Origin of the sequence: Hirschia baltica ATCC 49814 (assembly GCF_000023785.1) — a bacterium.
GTDB classification, from domain to species: domain Bacteria; phylum Pseudomonadota; class Alphaproteobacteria; order Caulobacterales; family Hyphomonadaceae; genus Hirschia; species Hirschia baltica.
In genome coordinates this window covers 2,609,433-2,630,348 of sequence record NC_012982.1, presented here as the reverse complement: position 1 = coordinate 2,630,348, position 20,916 = coordinate 2,609,433, and the positions used below count along the sequence as shown (strand labels likewise).

Annotated in this window: 10 protein-coding genes and 2 pseudogenes; 7 read left to right on the top strand and 5 right to left on the bottom strand. The window is 43.7% G+C overall.

Annotated elements, in window-relative coordinates; translation table 11 throughout:
• Positions 1-14: 14 nt before the first annotated feature.
• Positions 15-2,786 (bottom strand): TonB-dependent receptor, encoded by a 2,772-nt coding sequence (locus tag HBAL_RS12400; protein ID WP_015828288.1) that lies wholly within the window; start codon positions 2,784-2,786, stop codon positions 15-17.
• 454 nt (positions 2,787-3,240) lie between these two features.
• Between HBAL_RS12400 and HBAL_RS17055 the strand changes: the two genes are divergently transcribed.
• Positions 3,241-3,483, top strand: a complete 243-nt coding sequence (locus HBAL_RS17055) for an IS3 family transposase (RefSeq protein WP_149037520.1) — start codon at positions 3,241-3,243, stop codon at positions 3,481-3,483.
• Positions 3,465-3,575, top strand: a pseudogene (locus tag HBAL_RS16625) (IS3 family transposase); the annotation flags it as partial. The gene HBAL_RS17055 and the pseudogene HBAL_RS16625, both read left to right, overlap by 19 nt.
• 186 nt (positions 3,576-3,761) lie before the next feature.
• Here the strand turns inward: HBAL_RS16625 and HBAL_RS17050 are convergent.
• The 4 genes and pseudogenes from HBAL_RS17050 to HBAL_RS12375 all read right to left on the bottom strand — a co-directional run bounded on the left by HBAL_RS17050 (position 3,762) and on the right by HBAL_RS12375 (position 11,554).
• Positions 3,762-4,479: pseudogene (locus tag HBAL_RS17050) on the bottom strand (IS6 family transposase).
• A 192-nt stretch (positions 4,480-4,671) separates the two neighbouring features.
• The gene (locus HBAL_RS12385) at positions 4,672-7,050 is read right to left on the bottom strand and encodes a glycoside hydrolase family 3 N-terminal domain-containing protein (protein WP_015828287.1); all 2,379 of its coding nucleotides are present in this window, start codon (positions 7,048-7,050) and stop codon (positions 4,672-4,674) included.
• Positions 7,051-7,111: 61 nt separating this feature from the next.
• Complete coding sequence (locus HBAL_RS12380) at positions 7,112-9,604, bottom strand: glycoside hydrolase family 3 protein (RefSeq protein WP_015828286.1); 2,493 nt, start codon at positions 9,602-9,604, stop codon at positions 7,112-7,114.
• A 30-nt stretch (positions 9,605-9,634) separates the two neighbouring features.
• Entirely contained in the window at positions 9,635-11,554 is a 1,920-nt protein-coding gene (locus HBAL_RS12375) for a glycoside hydrolase family 9 protein (protein ID WP_159098037.1), read from the bottom strand.
• Positions 11,555-11,935: 381 nt separating this feature from the next.
• Here HBAL_RS12375 and HBAL_RS12370 point away from each other — a divergent pair, with 381 nt between their 5' ends.
• The 5 genes from HBAL_RS12370 to HBAL_RS12350 all read left to right on the top strand — a co-directional run bounded on the left by HBAL_RS12370 (position 11,936) and on the right by HBAL_RS12350 (position 20,832).
• Positions 11,936-15,130, top strand: a complete 3,195-nt coding sequence (locus HBAL_RS12370) for a TonB-dependent receptor (protein WP_015828284.1) — start codon at positions 11,936-11,938, stop codon at positions 15,128-15,130.
• A 168-nt stretch (positions 15,131-15,298) separates the two neighbouring features.
• Positions 15,299-16,801, top strand: a complete 1,503-nt coding sequence (locus HBAL_RS12365) for a tryptophan halogenase family protein (RefSeq protein ID WP_233356690.1) — start codon at positions 15,299-15,301, stop codon at positions 16,799-16,801.
• Positions 16,802-16,962: 161 nt separating this feature from the next.
• Positions 16,963-17,796: a Rossmann-fold NAD(P)-binding domain-containing protein gene (locus HBAL_RS12360; protein ID WP_324603383.1), complete on the top strand. Its 834-nt coding sequence runs from the start codon at positions 16,963-16,965 to the stop codon at positions 17,794-17,796.
• A gap of 4 nt (positions 17,797-17,800) precedes the next feature.
• Positions 17,801-19,333 carry a tryptophan halogenase family protein gene (locus HBAL_RS12355; protein ID WP_015828281.1) on the top strand — a complete coding sequence of 511 codons (1,533 nt, stop codon included), beginning with the start codon at positions 17,801-17,803 and terminating at the stop codon, positions 19,331-19,333.
• The gene (locus HBAL_RS12350; protein ID WP_015828280.1) at positions 19,330-20,832 is read left to right on the top strand and encodes a tryptophan halogenase family protein; all 1,503 of its coding nucleotides are present in this window, start codon (positions 19,330-19,332) and stop codon (positions 20,830-20,832) included. Before HBAL_RS12355 ends, HBAL_RS12350 begins: the two co-directional genes overlap by 4 nt.
• The last annotated feature ends 84 nt before the right edge of the window (positions 20,833-20,916 follow it).

Below are 20,916 nucleotides of genomic sequence, written 5' to 3'. Positions count from 1 at the left end.
GGAGGAAACCTAATCTAGAAAGATTTGGATACGGTGAAGTTATAAGTTGTACCGTATTGCTCGTGGCGACTGACATATGAAACGCCGTCTAAAGCTGTATCGTTAGAGGTAGCGAATGGCTCGTCTGTGAGGTTGAAGACTTCGAAGTTCAAAGCCAATCCTTCCAATTTGCCGCTATCCCATTCATATCCAACTTGTAGATCAACGATCGTTTCTTCAAGTGCTTGAGCACCTGCTAAAGAACCATCGAAGTTTTGTACTTCAGACAAGAAATCTGAACGGTAACGTGCGCTAACACGTGCACGCCAGCCATAGTTTTCATAGTAGAAATCACCCGACCAGACGGTGTCAGAATATCCTGGAATTGGAAGTTCATCGCCGTTTTCTGTTTCAAGGCCATTGTCTGCATATGTATAGCTCGCATTGAAGCCGAAGCCTTCAAGTGCAGGTGGCAAAATATTGTCCAAGTTCATGCGGAATGTTGCTTCGATACCTGTAATGGAACCTTCAGCAAAGTTTACAGGACCAGATAAACGTACTTGGGATACTTCAGGGTTTGCAGCCAAGAAGTCACCATGCCCACCAGCGATAAGTGATTGGGTGCCGTCGATCATCGTGTTGCGGTCTACTACCCAGTCAGACAATTCTTTGTGGAAGAGGGCAACAGATAGAGCTGTTGTGGAGTCAAAGTATTTCTCAAATGCAAGATCAAATGCAGTTGATTTGTATGGTTGCAAGAATGGGTTACCGCCGCTTTGTGTGAAACAAACTGTTTCGGGCGGATCAAACGTCACGAGAACGTCTGGAAGTTGATCACCATCAGTGCTTACACATGAGATTGGATTGCTATCCAAGTTTTGGTTTGCCGCCAATTGATCGAGGCGTGGACGCGTCACAGTTTGAGCGGCTGCGAAACGTATAAATGTGTCTTCTGTTACTTCGAAGTTTAAGTTCAAGCTCGGCAAGAAATTGCTGTATGAGTCTTCTACAGTTTGAGAAAATTGGTTTGCACCAAAGTTCAAAGTTCCGGTCGATTCCTGAGTTGTGTCGACATATTGGAAACCAAAGTTTCCGCGCATTGGCACTGAACCCAATTGGGTATCAATGTTGGCCATTGCAAAATATGTCATCAGATCTTCTTCAAGCGTCCAGCGTGTGCCGTTTGCGGGCTCCACAACATATGTGCCGTCTGCGATTAAGCTTGCTGGGTCATATGCTAAAATATCTAGGCCGATTGAGCCGCTGTCTGTGATGCCGCGAATAGCTGATCTTGGAAGCACAAGGCCATTTCCAAACGCGTCTGTTGCACGCAAGAATGCTTCGTTTGAATCGAAGTTCTTCTCGCGTTGAGTTGAGAAAGCACCAGCTTTTACTGAGGAAATAAATCCAGAGTTTAGGAAGTATTCAGCTTCAACACGAATTTGGTCTAGCTCATCTTCAATTTTTGGCTCTTTAATGAAGCCAACTTGGCCCCATCCACCTGGGTCAGTTAGGAGAACGTTCGCAGAATCTGTATAGTCAACATCGTGATCAATACTGTATTCGCCATCCGGGTCAAAATTGAACTTTAGGGTGTCGAGTGTGCCTGAGCGGGCAGCTCCGATACCTGCATAAGATTCATAGTCGATATCGTTACGCTCAAGCGTTGAGCGGGCAAGATCAAGCGTTAGAGTTAGGTTATCAGAAACATCATATTGTGTATTGATGCCCAAAGCCCAAATTTCAGCTGTGTTGCCTTCTGTGTCTGTACGAACGATTGGAGAAACGTCTGTATAAGTTGCAGAATCTGCAAACCCGTTGCTTCCAGTTGCGCTATCAAAGCTCGCTCCCGACCAAGATGCGATTGGGGTTTCTACGCCACGGAAGATACCGGCATCTTCTGTGTCTGTGTAGAAAGCATCGATAGAGGTGCGCCAGTTGTCTGTAGGTTCAAATTGTAAAGCACCAGCGATTGATGTGCGTTCAAATTCACGAGAAACAACACCTGTGCGTGGGTTGTCTGAAGGGTAAACTAGGCCCGTGACATCATCAATGCTTGTTTGGCCGCCATTCGTTTTGAGTTCGCGGGTTGTGTAGTGTGTCGGGTTGGATTGCTGTGTGGCAGCTAGAGACCACCCAATTGTTCCATCTTTATTTTGGTCAATATAAGATCCAAATAAGCGATAACCAGTGTCCTCATAATCTGGGTTGAGTTCTCCACTATCATTGAGAACATACTTACCCGATACGTTGATTTTACGTTCGTTGTAGTTCAGTGGGCGCACAGTACGAAGGTCAACCGCACCGGCGATACCTGTTGCTGCTAATTGTGCATCAGGTGATTTGTATACGATACCTTTCGCGACAAGTTCTGATGGGAATTGGTCAAACTCAACACCGCGATTGTTGCCGGCAGATACAACTTCACGACCATTTAAAAGTGCAAGAGAGAAGTCTGGCCCCAAACCGCGAATAGAAACTTGTTGGGAGCGCCCGCGTACACGCTGGGCCGTTACACCAGGAAGACGTGCTAGAGAGTCCGCGATTGATAAATCTGGAAGGCGTCCAATATCTTCAGCAGAAATTGCTTCAATGATTGAGTTGGATTCTCTCTTTGTCGCTAGAGAGTTTTCAATCGAACTTTTGATACCGGTGACCGTAATTACGTCCAAGACTTTTTGCTCGCCTTCAGTTTTTTCAACTGGTTCAGCGGCTTCTTGTGCGAAACTTGGTGCACCTAAAATGAGCATCGCCCCTGATGCTGCGCCGATAAGCATTCTCTGCTTTAGGTTGACCCCTTTAGGCATGTATTCCTCCCAATTTATATGTTCGATTTTGCGCCCAATGCAAAAACATGCAAAACTTTTGCATAATATGAAAATTATGTCCAGTGGCCGGCGAGTGAATCTAATTTGTGGTGTGAAAAAGCCACATAAAGTCCAATATTGGCACAAGTTACTCCGAAATTGCAAAGGACTTCTGGTTTATCTGCTTATTTTGCAGAGTATGCAAAAAAATGAAAATAATAGATTTGCGTGACGGGAGGTTGCAAGGAAAGTTATCACTTTGCGCGTTTCTTACCCGAAAAGGTCACGTAATTTTTGAGTTTGAATATTGTTTGAGTCGGGGAGGTAGCAATTTGACTTGTAGCGTCGTCTGCGGGGAGGCGATGGGGTCAAATATTGTGTGAATAAGCGCTATTCTCATGAGGGAGATGTCCTCATGGTGTGTTCGCTCAATCATGTGGGAAGAAAGAAATGAATCACCCTGAGTTTATCGGAGGCTAACTTTCTTGAGAGAATCAAAACACTTGATCCTGAGAATCGAAAGCTCAAGCGAGACGAGGAGCTAGAGCTTAAGATCAATGAAATCTGGGAGGATAGCTTTCGTAACTACGGCATTCATAAAATCTGGCATCAGCTCCTGAACAACAAGGAGGCGGTTGCGCGCTGCGCCGTTGAACGAAGGAAGGCCCTTGGAAAAATCTTGACCAAGTTGAATTAGCGACAGCAACATGGGTTGAGTGGTTTAATAGCCGTCGCTTGTATGGCGTGCTGAATTACGTATCGCCAGCTGAGTATGAAAAACTTTTTTAGCAACAAACCGAGTCGGCTCGTGTAGCATGACTCAAATAAAACAGCCTTCGATAAACTCGGGGCGATTCAACGGTTAAATCGGTAATATTTTGAGAGAGAACGGGATTATCAGAAACAGCCGGACTGAATGGCGGTGGTGTCAGACAAAAGCTAACCGGTCTCTGAGTGACTGGGACGGTCGTTTTTTTAGCCAGTGAAAAGCTGTCGCCATTCGTTCAGAACGATGTCGCGATTTCGTTTGAAATTTGACCTTGAGTATAAGTGCCTCTCCAGATTAAAATGATTGTGAACTGATGATTGGATAGCGACGAATTTTTGCAAGCTTTTTGACTGTCGGAACTTATTCATTATCTTTTCTCGTCGTCAAAACGGTTGATGTGAATTCTCGCATCTATTGTTTAGCCATCGCCCAGTGAGCTGTTTATCTGCATTCCCGATTTCATTCATTGCCGCTTTATAAGAGCGCAATTTATCTGTAATTATACAATGGGGCGGGCCATATCGCTTCATGGCTTTACGTAAAAATTTCAATGCTGCCTGTTTGTTGCGGCGTTTGGTGACGTAAGCTTCGAGAACTTCGCCTTCGTGATCTACAACACGCCACAGATTAATGAAGTTCTCCGTTGATTTTTATGACTTTGGAGCTGGTTAGCGTATGCCAAAGCTTTGATCTAGTAGATCAAAGCTAAGCGAAAAAGGCTCCGGCAGGAGCTTCATCGAGGTGCCACTGCCATTGTTCGAACTTCTTCATCTGGGCGGCACGCTTCTTTCTAATTTTTGAAGCGAAATAGGGACCAAATCTATTCCACCAGAATCGAACGGTTTCATGCGTAATGTCAATTCCGCGCTCATGAAGAAGGTCTTCCACATTTCTCAATGAGAGTGGAAATCGGATGTACATCATCGCAGCAAGTTTGATGATTTCTGATGAGGTTTTGAAGTATCGGTAGATAGAGGATTTTTATGTTTCCAGTTTAGCGACCACTGGCTAAGTTGGAAACGAGCGGTTTAATCTGACAATGCCCTTTGGGGGAGGGGCTGGCCCAAATGTTGAAGTTGGACCAGCAGTGAATTGCTAAAAAGTAGAATAAGGAATTTACTCAGTTACATAAAGAGTTGCGTCTTTATGTGATGTTGAGCTGTTTCCAATCATTATTGTAAAAGAACCCGGCTCAACAACTCTTTTCATTTCTCTGTTGAAAAATTGAAGGTGTTCAGGACGAATTTCAAATGTGACCACTTCAGAGGCACCAGGGTCTAACGAGATACGTTTAAAGCCCTTAAGCTCCAGCACGGGGCGGGTAACGGAACTGATGTCGTCGCGTATATATAGTTGGACAACTTCATCAGCTGTGTAGGCACCTGTATTTGTTACTGATACAGAAGCTTTTGTTATTCCGCTTGGGGAGATGGAGTCTTGTGATAGCGAGACATCACTAAACTCAAATGTTGAGTAACTTAAGCCGTGCCCGAAAGCGTATAGCGGAGATGCATCTCCAAATGCGTAACCTCTTCTTGCGGTGGGTTTGTGGTTATAAAAAGCTGGAATTTGTCCTACGCTTCTAGGTACTGTCACAGGCATTTTGCCGCTAGGAACAGCTTTGCCGCTTAATAGGTCAGCGATCGCGTAACCTGTTTCTTGGCCGAGTAGCCAGCCATATAGCAACGCATCAAAGTGTTCTTTTTCTAAAGAAAGGGGACGGCCAGAAATAATCACACCGACCATTGGTTTATTTAGGTTTGACAACGCTTCAACTAATTCTGTTTGCTCTCCTATGAGAGTGATGTCGTTGCGGTCTCCCATGTGGGTTTCTGACCAAGCTTCTCTAGAAGTACTTTCGTCGCCACCAATAGCAAGGATAATCAAATCTGCATCCCGTGCTGTTTGAACAGCCTCTTCAATAAGAGAGAGGTTTTTTTGTCGATCTGCAATAACAACTTCATCATCCCACCATGAACGATTGTTTGTTAATTCTACGCCCTTGCTGTGGATTATATCTGCCTTATCGCCCCAACGTTCTTTTATGCCATCGAGTATGCTAATCACTTGGCGTGGCTCATCTGAATATCCGCCTAAAACAACGATATCTGAGTTTGGACCAATAACAGCTATTTTTTTGTAATTTTCTGGGTTTAAGGGAAGCGTGTTGTTTTCATTTTTTAGCAGAACAGGTGCTTTGATAGCAGCTTGATAAGCTAGCTCTCTTGCTTCTGAGTTTCCTGTGATCTGGTCAGCGTAATTAGCATCGGCAAATGGTGTGCTGAACAACTGAGCTCGCTGCTTTAGTTGTAGAACTCTTAAAACAGCGCGATCAATAATAGTTTCGTCAAGTTCGCCTGCTATAAGTTTTTCTTTGAGGCTGTAAAATGCAACTCCATCCGGCAATTCCATATCCACACCGGATTGCAATGCCAATGCTCCAGCTTCGGGAAGTGAACCAACAATTTGGTGGCGGCCTTCTAATTCATTGATTGCAAAATAGTCTGCGACCACTGGGCCATCAAAACCCCATTCACCCCGTAAAATATCGTTTAATAACCATGGGTTGGCATGAGATGGTATGCCGTCAATTTCATTGTAACTTGCCATAACGCTAGCAGCACCTGCTTTTATCGCTGCTTCAAAAGGTGGAAAGAAAACTTCTCTTAACACGCGTTCTGAGAGTTGCGATGGGCCGATATTCATTCCAGCTTCTGGTTGGCCGTGGCCAGTCATATGTTTCAGCGTCGTCAGAACTTTGTCTTTGGGTAGTTGATGTGTTGTTCCTTGAAAGCCTTTTATTGCAGCGACTCCCATTTCAGAGACGAGGAATGGATCTTCACCGAATGTTTCTTCAATGCGGCCCCATCTCGGATCTAATGCAACATCAACCACTGGTGACAATACATGATGCACGCCTCTTGCTCTGATTTCTCGACCAACGATTGAGTAAACTTGCTCTATGAGTTCCGTATCAAAGGTTGAGGCGAGCCCAATTGACTGAGGGAAAGAGGTTGCATGCAAACCTTGAAGGCCGTGTAGTCCTTCTTCATGGAAAAGTGTTGGAATTCCCAAGCGTGTTTCTTCCATCATCCACTTTTGGATGATGTTCACGAGTTCAACAGTTTCTCCTGGGGATCTGCCAGAAAGTTTCCGAACAACTGTTGAATCATTGAGGCTCTTTCGTTCAGATGGTCCTTCCATACCAATAGTGTCCTGTGGGCGAGCTATACACCCAGCACCATGGGGGAAGTGAGCTTTCATTTTTTGGGGATTGAAGCTACCATCTCGTTCCAAAAATTTGGATTTGTCCATCCAAATACAACTAATTTGAGCCAGTTTCTCATCGATAGTCATCTGAGATACTAAAGCTTCAAGCTCTGTTGTCTGGGGTTGTGTTTGAGTTGTGATCTCAGATTCTGGAGCTGAGAAATTCGATGCGCATGACAGCAGAACAAACGCTGAGCACGTTCCTATCAGTATTTTTTTAAACATATTGTCTCCTATCCAACAGAAGCTGGGAAATAGATATATTGAAAGCTTGCGTCCGAAGGTGTTAGCTATCTCCACAGTCGGCTTTTGCATCTGTGTCTGATTCAATGCGCACATTGGAGAGATCTATGATGTTGCCATTGGTTCCGCGAATTGAAAGTGCTGTGTTGAGGGATTCCATGTTAACGCCCTTGTCGGCGAAACAACGCAAACTTACTCGGTAACTTTGCCATCCATCATTAGAAAGTGTGAGTGGTAGGCTTGCCTCACATGCTTCGGAATCCTGGCATCCAGATCCTACGAAAATTGTCGGTTCACCAGAGTTCAGTTTGGCCTCAAATGCCAATTCCATGGCTCCGTTGGATTCTCTTGAAAAGTCTATTGGATATCCAGATTGAATGCTGAAGATTGTTTCACTGTCAGTCCATTCAAGTTTTATAGAGTCCTCTTGAGATTTGTGGTCAGACGCTTTTATTTTTATACCATCTCGTTCAAATGGGAGGTTCTCAATTGGTGTTTTCGAAATCCGAAAAGACCATGGAGCATGTACAATTCCTTTACTAAAGAAAATCCCTTTGGGAGCTGTTTCTAAAGAGTCTATTCCGGAATCTTCTTCCAATTTAGGTAGGTTTTCTTTGTCACTGTAATTTAAACCATAGCCTATTGGGAATAGTGGATCATAGTCCGTATCGTGTCGGTTGAGTTTTGCTTGTGTCGCGAATTTAGGCCAAGAGAAAGATAGTTTTCCTTTAAAGTCAGCGCCATCTTCAGCAAAAAGTACGTCTGCTATTCCGCCACCTTCTGTGCCAGGTAGCCATGCCGCCACAAATGCATCAGACAGATTAATTTCTGGGTTTGTCCAAAGGGGGCGGCCTGATAGGAAGACTGATATGATTGGAGTGTTTGTCTTTTTATAGTTTCCCAATTTTTCAGGAGAAAAGTTGGTTGGCACGAAGTCAACGTTACTTCTGTCGCCTTGAAATTCGGCATATGGATCCTCTCCGTACACAGCAATCACAGCATCTGCTTCGATCAAAGATGTGCCGTCGGGATCATAAATAACTTCTCCGCCTTCACCTTCAACGAGTTCTTTAATTCCATCCAAAATAGTTTGGCTGTTGGGGAACTCCTCATTGGTGTGGGTTCCACCTTGCCATGAAAGCGTCCATCCTCCTGCGGCTTTAGCAATGCTATCGGCTCCTTCGCCGACAACAAGCACTTTTAAGTCCTTTTTTAGCGGTAGCACATTGTTGTTGTTTTTAAGAAGAACAAGAGATTCACGAACAGCTTGACGTGCAAGTGCGCGATGATGGTCGGAGCCTAGTAGTGAAGTGTCACCAGCATATGGTCTTTCACTTGGTAGCTGTTTATTGAAAATGTTGTAGGAAAGCTTCACGCGTAAAATCCGACGCACAGCATCGTCCAGACGTTCCATCGGAATCTTACCTGATTGAACGTGAGCTAGCGTCGACTCATACAGACCTTTCCAGCTTTCGGGGGCCATATACATATCCAGCCCGGCTAGAAGAGCTTCCGGACAATCTGTAGCCGTGCAGCCGGGAATTAAGGCATGTCCATTCCAGTCGCCAACAACAAATCCTTTGAAATTAAGTGTGTTCTTTAATACGTCTGTAAGTAGTTCTTTGTGCCCGTGCATTCTATCGCCGTTCCAAGCGGAATAGGAAGCCATTACTGTCATGACGCCCGCTTCAAGAGCACCGAAATAGGCTTCGCCATGGATGTCTCGAAGCTCTTGAGCTGAAGCTTTGGTGTCACCTTGATCTATTCCGTCTTCTGTTCCACCATCGGCTATGAAGTGTTTGGCGCTAGAGATTACTTTGCCTGTAGATAGGAAATCTGATGATTGAGGAAAGCCTTGAAGACCAAGTGCTATTCTGCGTCCATATTCTGAAACTATCCCCGGTTCTTCGGAAAAGCCTTCATAGGTTCTGCCCCAGCGGTCGTTTTGTGGGACAGCTAGAGTCGGAGCAAATGTCCAGTCGTGGCCAGATACCTTCAGTTCCAAAGCGGTAACACGCGCTATTTCTTGGATTAGTTCAGGGTTATTTGCGGCACCAAGACCGATATTATGAGGAAAAGCGATACTCCCTGCTAGGTTTGTGTGACCATGGACAGCGTCAATACCCCAAATGATTGGAATTGCTATTTCAACTCCCTCTGTATCGATTGAGGCTTGAAAATAGGCATCAGCTGCTTCTAGCCAGCTTTTTGCATCAGCGTAGGGAAGGGGACCAGGAGCTGAATTTCCACCACTCAACACTGAACCCAGCCTATATTTTTTGACGTCTTCTGGCGTCACAGAAGCACTGTCTCCTTGAATGATCTGGCCTACTTTTTGTTCTACAGTAAGCTGGCTTAAGATCTGATCTATCTGGTTTTCAATTTCCTTGTTTAGTTTCGGTGTATCTAAACTAGGCCAAATGCTAGCGGACTGTTGGGCTGGCGGGGGACCTTGAAGGTGTTCGGAGTTGCATGCTGTAAGTAATAAGCAAGATGATATAGCAATTATACTTGTCGTTATTGAATTTTTTATCATGATGTTTCGCCAAATTAAGGATGTGAATTATTAGTTTGTGGATGCGTATCCACGTGAAGTTTCCAAATAACTGGTCACCCATACCAATGGCGCGTTCCAATTTATTGCGACCTCATTGAGGGAGTATGCTTTGATATCATCTACCCAACATGTTATTGGAGCTTGCTTGCAGGACTTGAGAAGTTCTTGTGCAACCTCATCAATAGCAGAGTTTACATTTGGGCCGCCGGATACGGATCCTGGTGCAGTGTACGGGTATTGGTCGTCAGCTGCGGCAGCCCAAAATCTGTGGTGCATATTCTTGGCTGGATTGGAGCCAAATCCAGCGATATATGATTGAGATAATGGATTATTCCCCAATAGATAATTCATGATATCAATTACTGCGTTTCTATACTTGGAATTCTCAGTAATTTCGCCGGCATAGGCCAGTATCATTGCTTTATTGAGTAAAGCACCATTGGATCCCCAATCAAATTCTGAATGGGAAACAGGGATTAGGAAGCTGTTATTATTTGATTCGAAAAGATACGAATCGGCAATTTTCAATATTGCCTCAGAAGCTGTCTTTCGGTCATTTAATCCAAAGTGTTCAACTGAAATCAATATTGTGAGCAATGGAAGAATATCAGTGCTGGCCCAATACAGTCCATTTAATTTTTCATTCTTGTAACGAGAAAGCCAGTCGCGCCCTGGGGTGTCTTTGAGTTCTTGGATATACTCCGTGTTTCCTGTTGTTGAAAAAAGTTCAAATGCTGCCCACGCGAATTCATCGGAGAGGTCTGAATCGGCATATGGACCACCGCCATCAAAGAGATCGTACGCGTAAATGTCTGGATATGCTTTTGCGGCAGTGTATGCTTTTTTTGCTGCATTTAAGCATTTATTGGAAAAAGCAGCATCAATTTTTTTCCATATGCGAGCGCATTGGGAGGCCGTCGCAGCAAGGTTCAAAGTTGCAGCAGTTGATACAGGATACAAATAGCGTTGTTCGTTGGAATCGTTTGGAGATATAGGGAGGCCTAGCCATTGGTCCTCATGCACCTTGTGGTGCGCTAGACCGCCGCCATCTATTTGTGAGATCTCCAGTTTTTTACCCTTGGCGACGTTTTGGAGGCCGAGTGGGGCCTGCGTTTGATACCCTTCAGGGAGTTGCATCTTTAGAAGAAATTCCATTTCCCAGCGTGTTTCAGAGAGGAGGGGGCTCCAGCCTTTATGTTCTTCAGGGAGAGGGACACGAGATGCGCTCCATCCAAGATTGTTCGCACCGCCTAAAATACTCATTCGTTCGTATGCATTCTGGAGGGTCCAAAGCGAAATACCTCCATTTACAACATACTTTCCGTAATCTCCCGCATCATACCAGCCTCCAGTCACGTCAAGACTGTAGTCGCAACCATCCCAGTTCTTTTTTGTGCGGTCTAATCCATTAAAGCAAGTCAAATTGCTTGAGGGGTGGCCAGCTGGACGAGAATATTCAGGGGTTGATGTGTATGCTTCTAATATCGGGGTGCCAGACCGCATTTGGTAGAAAAAACGAAGTGCTTCTTCGGAGAGGGAGTTGAAAGGATTAGAAGCAATTTTAAATACTTCACTTGTTTCTCCACAAGTTTCCAAAGTGTAGTCTTTTCCTTCGGTTTTTAGGGAGCTAAAAGAAATTCTATGAGTATGAAGCCCTGATAATTTATCCAAACCCAAAACAATTGTTTCACCTGAAAGAGTGCTTTCTCCTGAGCCATCTTTTAGAGTCCATTTGAGGGGGGAAGTAGATTTTGAAGATACTACGGCGCTTTTGTTTGAGGGTGTTTCATATCCCACTTGATTCAAAAATATTTCTATCTTTTCGTTTGGGCAATTGTCGGTACTTTTGATTGGGGCCGCAACTGCATTTGGCAATGTTAAGGCTGCAATAAAAGCAACTGATCCTGCTACAAAAATATGAAATTTCAATTTTTTATCCTCCTTCAAATGCGCCATATCGTTTCACTCATAAGCCACTAAATTTAATGGATGAGTCGTGTTTTATGGCTGTATTTTTTTTGACAACGTAAGTCTTTTTCTGCATTTTTCTATACATTATCCTGCAATTTCGAAAATTGACGTTACGATATTTTGTAAGTTATTGTATTATATATTAAAAAAAATGTCCAACCTTGTCATATCGTCAAAATTAGAGCTTTTTGGTCGGTTCTGGGTAGTTTTTTTGTGTCTGCAATAGGCTTTTTATTTGTTTTGTAGACAACGTTGGACAATTCTGTTTATGTTTGGTATCGCTTGGGAAAAAGACCCGTTTAGATCGGGTGTAAAGCGAGAATTTAGGGAGGAATAAAAATGAAAAAGACAGGTTTAGGTGTTACTAAAAGGTCGGCTTTAAATGCCTCGAAAAGAACTGGCATGCTGTTGCGTGGTGTGTCTATTTTTACCTTGGCAAGTGGAGTTTGGGCTGGGGCAGCTTTTGCGCAGGATGCAGATGCTGTTGAAGGCGGTAAGTCTGAGGATAAAGTTCTTGAGACGATAACTGTAACAGGTATTAGGGCGTCGCTTAAAAGTGCGCAGGACCTTAAACAAGACGCAGATGTGTTTGTTGATGCGATTACGGCCGACGATATAGGTTCATTGCCAGATCGCTCTGTTTCAGAAGCACTTCAACGAGTTCCTGGAGTGAATGTACTACGTTTTGCTGCTGCAGATGATCCTGACCATTTTGCTGTTGAGGGTAGCGGGGTTGTTGTTCGTGGTTTACCTTTTGTTCGTTCCGAATTGAACGGCAGAGATGTTTTTGGTGCTGGTAATTCTGGTGGTCTTGGTTTTGAAGATGTGTCACCGGAGCTGTTAGGTAGTGTTCAAGTATTTAAAAACCAATCCGCTGACATGGTTGAAGGAGGGCTTGCTGGCACGATTGATCTTCGAACCCGGTTGCCTTTTGATTCAGCAGGACGCAAAGTTGGGTTCTCAGCGGACCTTACGCATTCGGATCTTGTTGGTAAGATTTCTCCGACTTATTCTGGACTGTGGTCAGACAGATTTGAGACTGGAGCTGGGGAATTCGGTTTCTTAATCGGGTACGCAAATTCTAGTTTGGAATCTAGATCAGACGCTACATCAATTGCTGATGTCGCTCCAAATCTGAGGGATGGCAACACTTTCACGCCGGTCCAGTTTGATAGTCTTTCTAATGGCCAGACTTTGTCAGATGGTGCAGGTAATTCTTACAATTTTGGTGAAGTGGAGGATGGTCTCTATTACATCCCTAGAGGTGTCGGGATTAAATCTCAACTCTATGATCGTGGGCGTGAAGCTTTGTCACTAGCGGGCCAATGGCAAAATAATTCCGGAACAATGGTTGGTAGTGTGCAATTCCTGCGTTCGGAAGCCGATTTGACCTGGAGTGAAAAGGTTTTAGAATCTAACATTGATGGTGGTCTGGCGCAGAATATCTTGCCCCAAGATGATGATTTTGTATTTGAGTCAGACAGGACTTTCTATTCTGGTCTTTTATCTGAAAATGTTGGTTGGCGCGGTAATGATAACAATCTTCCTTTAGACGGAAGTCAGCACTTAGCAACAGCACGCGAGCATACTGAAAAAGATGTTACCACCGATTTGGGTGTAAACTTAAAGTACACACCCAACGACCGGTGGGCTTTGAACTTTGATGCTCAGTATGTAGAGGCAGATAAAGATATCAAAGATGTATCAGTTCACGGAACTTTCTTTTCTGCATTTGAACTTGATATGTCGGGCGAGGTGCCGAATATAACCTACCGCGCTCCTGTAGGTTCGGGCCAGTCTGATGCAGAATATTTCGCGGATACTGATAATTATTTCATTCGCTCTACAATGCCGCACTTAGAGGATAGTCACGCAGAATCTATCGCTTTTAGAGGTGATGCGGAATATGACTTTGATGGTGAAGGCTGGTTGAAATCTGTTCGTTTTGGTGCACGCTATAGCGATCGAGATTCTTCTATACAACAATCTCGATATAACTGGGGGAATGTATCAGAAATTTGGACAGGTAGTCCGCTTCTTTTGGCTTCAGACCCAACAGTTTCAGCAAATATGTCTCCATATTCGTTTAATGAATTTCAGCGTGGGTCAAACCAACTAGGTGGAGTTCCGTTCTGGAGTGGGCCATTAGCTGCAGATTATCAGGGTTATCTTGATGTGATGAATGGAGTTCTTTCAACACACCCAGGAGCGAGTGCAACACTTCTAGAAGATAGAGGAAATGTTGTGTCTGGACGTGAACCATTTGTCCCTTCAGAAATTGTAGACGTGGAAAGAAAATCGACTGCTTTGTACTCTCGATTGGATTTTGGTTCCGAGGGACTGTTTGGTTCTAATGTATCTCTCGATGGTAATGTTGGAGTCCGGTATGTCAAAATGGATCGAACCGTTGAGGGCACGTTGGAAGTTGATGATCTTGCCACTGCTATTCCAACCCTTGCGCCTGATGGTAGTAGAGATGTGACCTGTAGCAACATGGGAGGGGGGGCTCTGCCTGGTGTTTGTAGTCTAACTGATGCAGAATTTGCGGCGGTTTCTGCCTTTTTTGGTCCTACAGCTGTAGCTACACCTCAAACAGTTGAAAACTCACGTGAATATTTCTTGCCAAGTTTAAACTTGAAGTTTGAATTTGGGAATGGCCATCTCATTCGCTTGGGAGCTTCCAAAAGTATTCGGGATGCCAACCTCTTAGATTTGAGTGTGGGTGGGCGTGTAACTGTCGGGCCTGACAATGGTGGAGAATTCGGTGGTGTTATCTCATCAATCGGTAACCCGAACCTTGCACCAATCGAGTCTACCCAGTTTGACGCTTCTTATGAGTGGTATTTTGATGAAACGGGTTCTCTAACAGTTTCACTTTTCTCTAAAGATCTTGAAAACAGATGGGTAGGAGAAATGAGAGACGGTGGGTCTGTAACTGGAGGCAACCGTGTGCCTGTTACACTAGTGAATAACGGTGTTTCAATAGAGTCAATTGCGACCACAGTTTCAAATGCGCAAGAAACAACGAACATTAAAGGTTTTGAAATAGCATATCAGCAGTTTTATGACATGCTTCCAGCTCCTTTTGATGGCTTCGGTATTCAAGCGAACTATACTTATATAGACGCTGAGGATTTAGATACCTTGGGTGAGGGTGCGCAGCAACGAGGTCGTTTCCTCATCGATGCGGTTGGGTTTGAACGTATTTCAGAGCATCAATATAATCTTGTTGGGCTTTATGAAAAAGGACCAGTTCAAGCTCGTTTGGCTTGGAATTGGCGTGATGACTTCTTGTTGACAAAAAGAGATGTGATTTATCCGTTTGCTTCAATCTACCAAGAAGCAACTGGCCAGCTCGATGCCTCATTTTTCTACGACATCAATGACAACTTAAAAGTCGGCCTTCAAGGGGTGAACTTGTTGGATGATGTTACAGAAACAAGTTCGACAATCAATCCAAATGGGTTGAGAGGGCCGCGTGCTTTTAACCGAAACGATCGAAGGTACTCGTTGGTTCTTAGAGCTAACTTCTAGGCGAGTACATTTGAAAATGAACCGGAGCCCTCCCACTTCGGTTCATTTTTTTCTAAAATACCTTGAAACTCCCTCAAATCGCTTGTTCGTCTCTAAAATATTAGGCGATAGCGAGTGTCGTGTTTTATTTGGAGAAAAGAGGAGCCTATTCCATTGGTAGATAATAGAGTGAAATCAGTTATCATTGTTGGTGGTGGTACTGCTGGATGGATGGCGGCTGCGGGCATTGCGAAGGCTATCGGAAGTACTAATCTCCAAGTTACTTTAATAGAATCGGAAGACATAGGAATTGTTGGTGTGGGTGAAGCGACATTGCCTCACTTACGTTATTTTATCCAGTCGCTCGGTATTGATGAGCGAGAGTTTATGGCTGCAACTGATGCGACTGTTAAGCTTGGAATTGAATTTGTAGATTGGGCGCGTGTTGGTGATAGCTATATTCATCCTTTTGGTGATTATGGGCTTCCCAATGATGGTATTCCCTTTCATCAATTTTATCACAAACATCAAAGTAATGGTCCTATATGTGATTATTCCCTTCCCATCGTAGCAGCTAGGAAAGCCAAGTTTGAGCTGCCTTCACAAAATGCGTCTTCTGTAAATTCCACATACCGTTTTGCATATCAATTTGATGCAACAAAATTTGGTCCCTTTCTGCGGGAGCACTCTGAGAGATTGGGAGTGAAGAGGGTCGAAGGAAGAATAGTCAATATTGAACACTCAAGTGACGGAAATATCTCCGCATTAGGTACTGAAGATGGACGTCGTTTCAGTGCGGATTTCTTTGTTGATTGTTCAGGGTTCCGCGGTTTGTTGATTGATGGTGCTCTGAAAACAAAATGGGAAAGTTGGACAAAATGGTTGCCTTGTGACAGGGCAATCGCCGCGCCTTGTGAGCATAAGGGTAAACTACTGCCTTACACGCGTGCAACTGCTAAAGATGCTGGCTGGCAATGGCGTATTCCACTGCAGTCACGGGCAGGGAATGGTTATGTATATTCGAGTCAATTTATAGCGAATGAAAATGCTGAGCGCGAATTTCTAAATTCGTTAGAAGGGGCAAAATTAGCAGACCCACGCGTCTTGAAATTTGAAACAGGAAAACGGAAAAAACTCTGGAGCAAAAATTGTTTGTCTATTGGTTTATCTGGTGGTTTTTTAGAACCCCTTGAATCAACGAGTATTTATTTGATTCAACAAGGGATTACATATTTCTTGGAATTATTTCCTGAGTTTAAGGATCATTCAATTCGCGCAACCGAATATAATCGAATGATGGATATCGAGTTTGAACGTATCCGTGATTTTCTAATTCTCCATTACCATGCGACAGAGCGTGAAGATACTGAGTTTTGGCGAGAGATGAAATACCTCGATGTCCCTCAGTCACTCAAAGAAAAAATGGAATTATTTAAAGAGTGTGGGCGCGTGAAAACCTATGCGAATGGACTTTTTTTGGAGCCTAGTTGGGTGGCAGTGTATTATGGTCAAAGGGTTATTCCAGATAACTATGATAGCCGTGTTGATATGTATCCGGAAGATGAAGTCAAAACCAATTTAATGCGACTTAAATCTCTCATAGCAAGATCAGCAGATAATATGATGCCGCATGAGCAATGGCTGAAACAATTTTGTAAAATCCCACACTCTCCAAAGGAGAGCTTGAATTGAAAAAGAAATTAATTCAATCTGTCTTGGTTAAGGGAGAGGGCTATGCTCCAATTCTAGTTGCTTGCACACTCGCACGTTTTGTCATCCCAGACCCACTCAAAATAGAGGTTTTGTCTACGCAGCTGAAATCTGATGTAGGTTCACTGTTTCTAAAATCCGATATGGATCAGCTGCATAGAAGTTTAGGAATAGCACAAAGCCATATGCAGCGGATTTCAAAAAACAAAACGCCTATCGCCGCGGTGCAATTAAGCGAGAATTTGAGATTGCCTTTCTGGGATTATGGAGCACCTTTGAAAGGGGTGCCATTCTATCATATCTGGCTCAGAGAGCATTTGAATGGTGGCGTAAAAGATTTGAGAAGTTTTAATCCCTCATTTGCCCCAGTTCATCGGGACGCAGGGTATTGGGAAATAGATCCGAGCAAATATGAGGAGTTGCTTCGGTCAATATCGGCACATGCTGGGATCGGAAAAATTTATTCTGATGTTGAGCAGGTTTCATGCGATGAGCAAGACTTAATAATTGAAACGCAAGGGGGCCCCATTAGGCAGCAATTAACAGATTGTCTACGTTTGGGAAATGGACGGTTTCCTACCGTAAGTATAACAAATTTTGATTTGATGGTCATGCAAAGGAACTTGCTAGCGCTTGTTCAAAATTTTCCACAAATTGGTTCTAAGAAAATTGAAAGACAGGAGCTCGAAGAAGAGTTAAATTCTGTTCTGGCTAGTGTCGAAGATATGCAGTTTTTAATGAGTGCAGACTTTGATACTGGAAAATTGTCTGAGCGTGTAAAATATAGAATTGAGCTTTGGTTGGATGTGGGGCGAGTCATTCCTTGTGAAGGTGATTTATTTCTGCCTCATGAGTGGCTCGCTGTGCTGCATAAAAGGGTCGGGCCGCCTATGGCCTACAGTCGTCTTGTAGATTCTATTTCAAGGCAAGAGGCATCTGCTCACCTTCAGAAATACCAAATTGACGAAGGTATATAATGCTATGACTGATAGAAATATTCGTAAAATTCTGATAGTTGGCGGCGGAACAGCAGGGTGGATGGCTGCAGCAGCCTTAAGTCGCTATCTGCCTATGGGTAGAACTGAAATCACTTTGATTGAGTCTGATGAAATTGGCACAGTCGGAGTGGGAGAAGCAACAATTCCTCAAATAGCGGTTTTCAACAAAATGTTGGGAATAAATGAGGATGAGTTTGTAAAAGCAACCTACGCAACCTTTAAACTCGGTATTGAGTTCCAAGATTGGGGACGTATTGGAGAAACATATTTTCACCCCTTCGGAGAATATGGCTACGATTTGGAGGGGATAGATTTTCACCAGTTTTGGGTTCGGAGCAAACAGAGCAATGACTTTCATGGGTTAGATGAGTACTCACTCAATACTAAGGCGGCTTATGCAGGTAAGTTCATTAGACTGGACGCTGTTAACGGTGGTTCTGTATTGTCAAAGATGGGGTATGCTTTTCATTTCGATGCTGGCAAATACGCGTCCTACTTGTCTGAATATGCTAAAAAAAGAGGAGTTCGTCGATTAGAAGGCAAGGTTTGTTCGGTAACAAAACGTTCGACAGATGGATTTCTTGAATCTGTTCAATTGGAAACAGGTGATGTTATTGATGCAGATTTATTTATTGACTGTACCGGGTTTAAGGCATTGCTTATAAATGGTGCATTAGGGGTGGGCTACGAAGATTGGAGCCATTTGTTGCCCATGGATCGCGCTGTGGCAATCCCTTGTGCCTCTGTTGAGTTTGCGAAGCCTTACACCATTTCGAAAGCTCAGAGTGCAGGGTGGACTTGGAAGATACCTTTGCAAAATCGTATCGGAAATGGGCACGTCTATTCAAGTAAATTTATGTCTAAGGAAATGGCAACGCAAATTCTTGAGAAGGAATTGGTGGGAGAAGCTTTAGCTGACCCTAATCATCTGCGTTTCCAAACTGGTATCAGAGAAAAATTTTGGGAGGCTAACTGCGTATCGTTAGGGTTATCTTCTGGGTTTCTTGAGCCGTTAGAGTCTACGTCAATACACCTCATTCAATCTGGTATCTCGAAGTTGATCGCTTTGTTTCCTGATCGTGATTTTAGTCCCACGGATCGAGACGAGTATAATAGGCTTTTGAATGTGAGCTATAAACATATAAGGGATTTTATCATTCTGCATTACATTGCTACTGACAGGCAGGATTCCCCCTTCTGGAAAGAAATGCAAAAAATTGATCCTCCCTCAACTCTCAAACAGAAGATGAAGTTGATGCAGGAAAAGGGACGTTTTTTTCGATATGAAGATGAATTGTTTTCCGTAGCAAGCTGGCTGGCAGTAATGGAGGGGCAGGGCATGGGGCCGCAACATTACAATCCAGTCGCTGATACGCTTAGTGATCTTAACGTCAAACAAAGTCTGGAAAACATGAGAAGTCTTTTTACAAAAACAGTTGCTGCAATGCCTACCCACCAGCAGTTCATCGACCGTTATTGTAAAAGTGCTGGTGCTGACTTGGGGGAGGGTCGGTGAACCAAGCTGCGATTTCCAAAATTGTGATTGTTGGGGGAGGGACGGCAGGTTGGATGGCTGCTGCTTCTCTGGCTAGGGTGTTGGATGCTAATCGGATATCTATCACATTGGTTGAGTCTGAGAGCATTGGAAGTGTTGGGGTCGGTGAGGCGACTATTCCTCCCATTTTGAAATTTAATGAGCTGTTGGGAATTAATGAACAGGAGTTTATGAAAGCCACTAAGGCTACTTTTAAATTAGGAATAGAATTTTCTGATTGGGGAGATGTCGGACAGAAGTACATTCATCCCTTTGGTGACTTTGGAACTGATATTGAAGGTATTCCATTGCATCATTTCTGGTTATCGCAAAGGCAAAGAGCTGGCTATCAGCACAGCCTTTTTGGTTTTTCCTTGATGGTGAAGGCTTGTGAGCTAGGAAGGTTTAAATATCCAGAATATCAAAACCCTAAATCTGTCTATTCAGGAATTCATTATGCTTATCATTTCGATGCTGGACTTTATGCAGCCTTCTTAAGAGATTATGCCGAGAAAATTGGGGTTGTTCGTTATGAAGGGATTGTAGGGGACGTTAAACTAGATTCAGAAAATGGTCATGTGAAATCAATCGTGTTGGATGACCATAGAGAAATTGATGGCGAGTTGTTTATTGATTGCTCTGGCTTTCGAGGGATGTTGATAGAAGGTGCTCTAAATACAGGATACTGCGACTGGAGTCATATGTTGCCCATGGATAGTGCGATGGCAGTGCCCAGCGAAAAAGTAGGCGACCCGATACCTTACACAAAAGCGATCGCACATGAGGCTGGCTGGCAATGGAGAATTCCGCTTCAGCACCGGACCGGGAATGGTTGTGTGTATTCTAGTCAATTTATGAGTGATAACACTGCAAGGCAAAACTTGGTCTCAGGTTTGGACGGACCTGCGTTGGTTGAACCTAAAAAGTTACAATTTAAAACTGGGCATAGGCGTAAATTTTGGAATAAGAATGTTATCGCATTAGGGTTGGCCGCCGGATTTATGGAGCCATTAGAGTCAACTTCTATCAGTTTAATCCAAACCGGATTGGCTAGACTTATGACTTTGATGCCTGATAAGCGTTTTTCAGAAGCGTCAAGGTCGGCCTATAATCAGCGTACGTTAGAAGAGTATGAGCATATAAGGGACTTCTTATTGCTTCATTATGTGGCGTCAAAAAGGAACGATTCCGAATTCTGGCAATATATGAGAAACCTGCCTGTCCCAGCTTCGTTGCAGGAGAAAATTTCTCTCTATCAAGATGCGGGACGTATACTGAAATTTGAGAATGGTTTATTTACGCCATCAAGCTGGTTAGCGGTTATGCATGGGCAGGGAATTGAAGTATACGGCCATGACCCCATTACATTACGTTTTACGCTTGAGGAAACTCAATCTAGGCTAGATGGTATGCGTAACCTTATAGATAAGGCAGCTTTAGCGATGCCGTTTCATTCAGAAGTTTTGAAACAATTATACTGATTGGCTTGTATTCGTAGAGCAAGTATTGTTCGATATTGCATAATATCAAATGAATCTAAGATGACGGTTATCAAGACAGCGTGC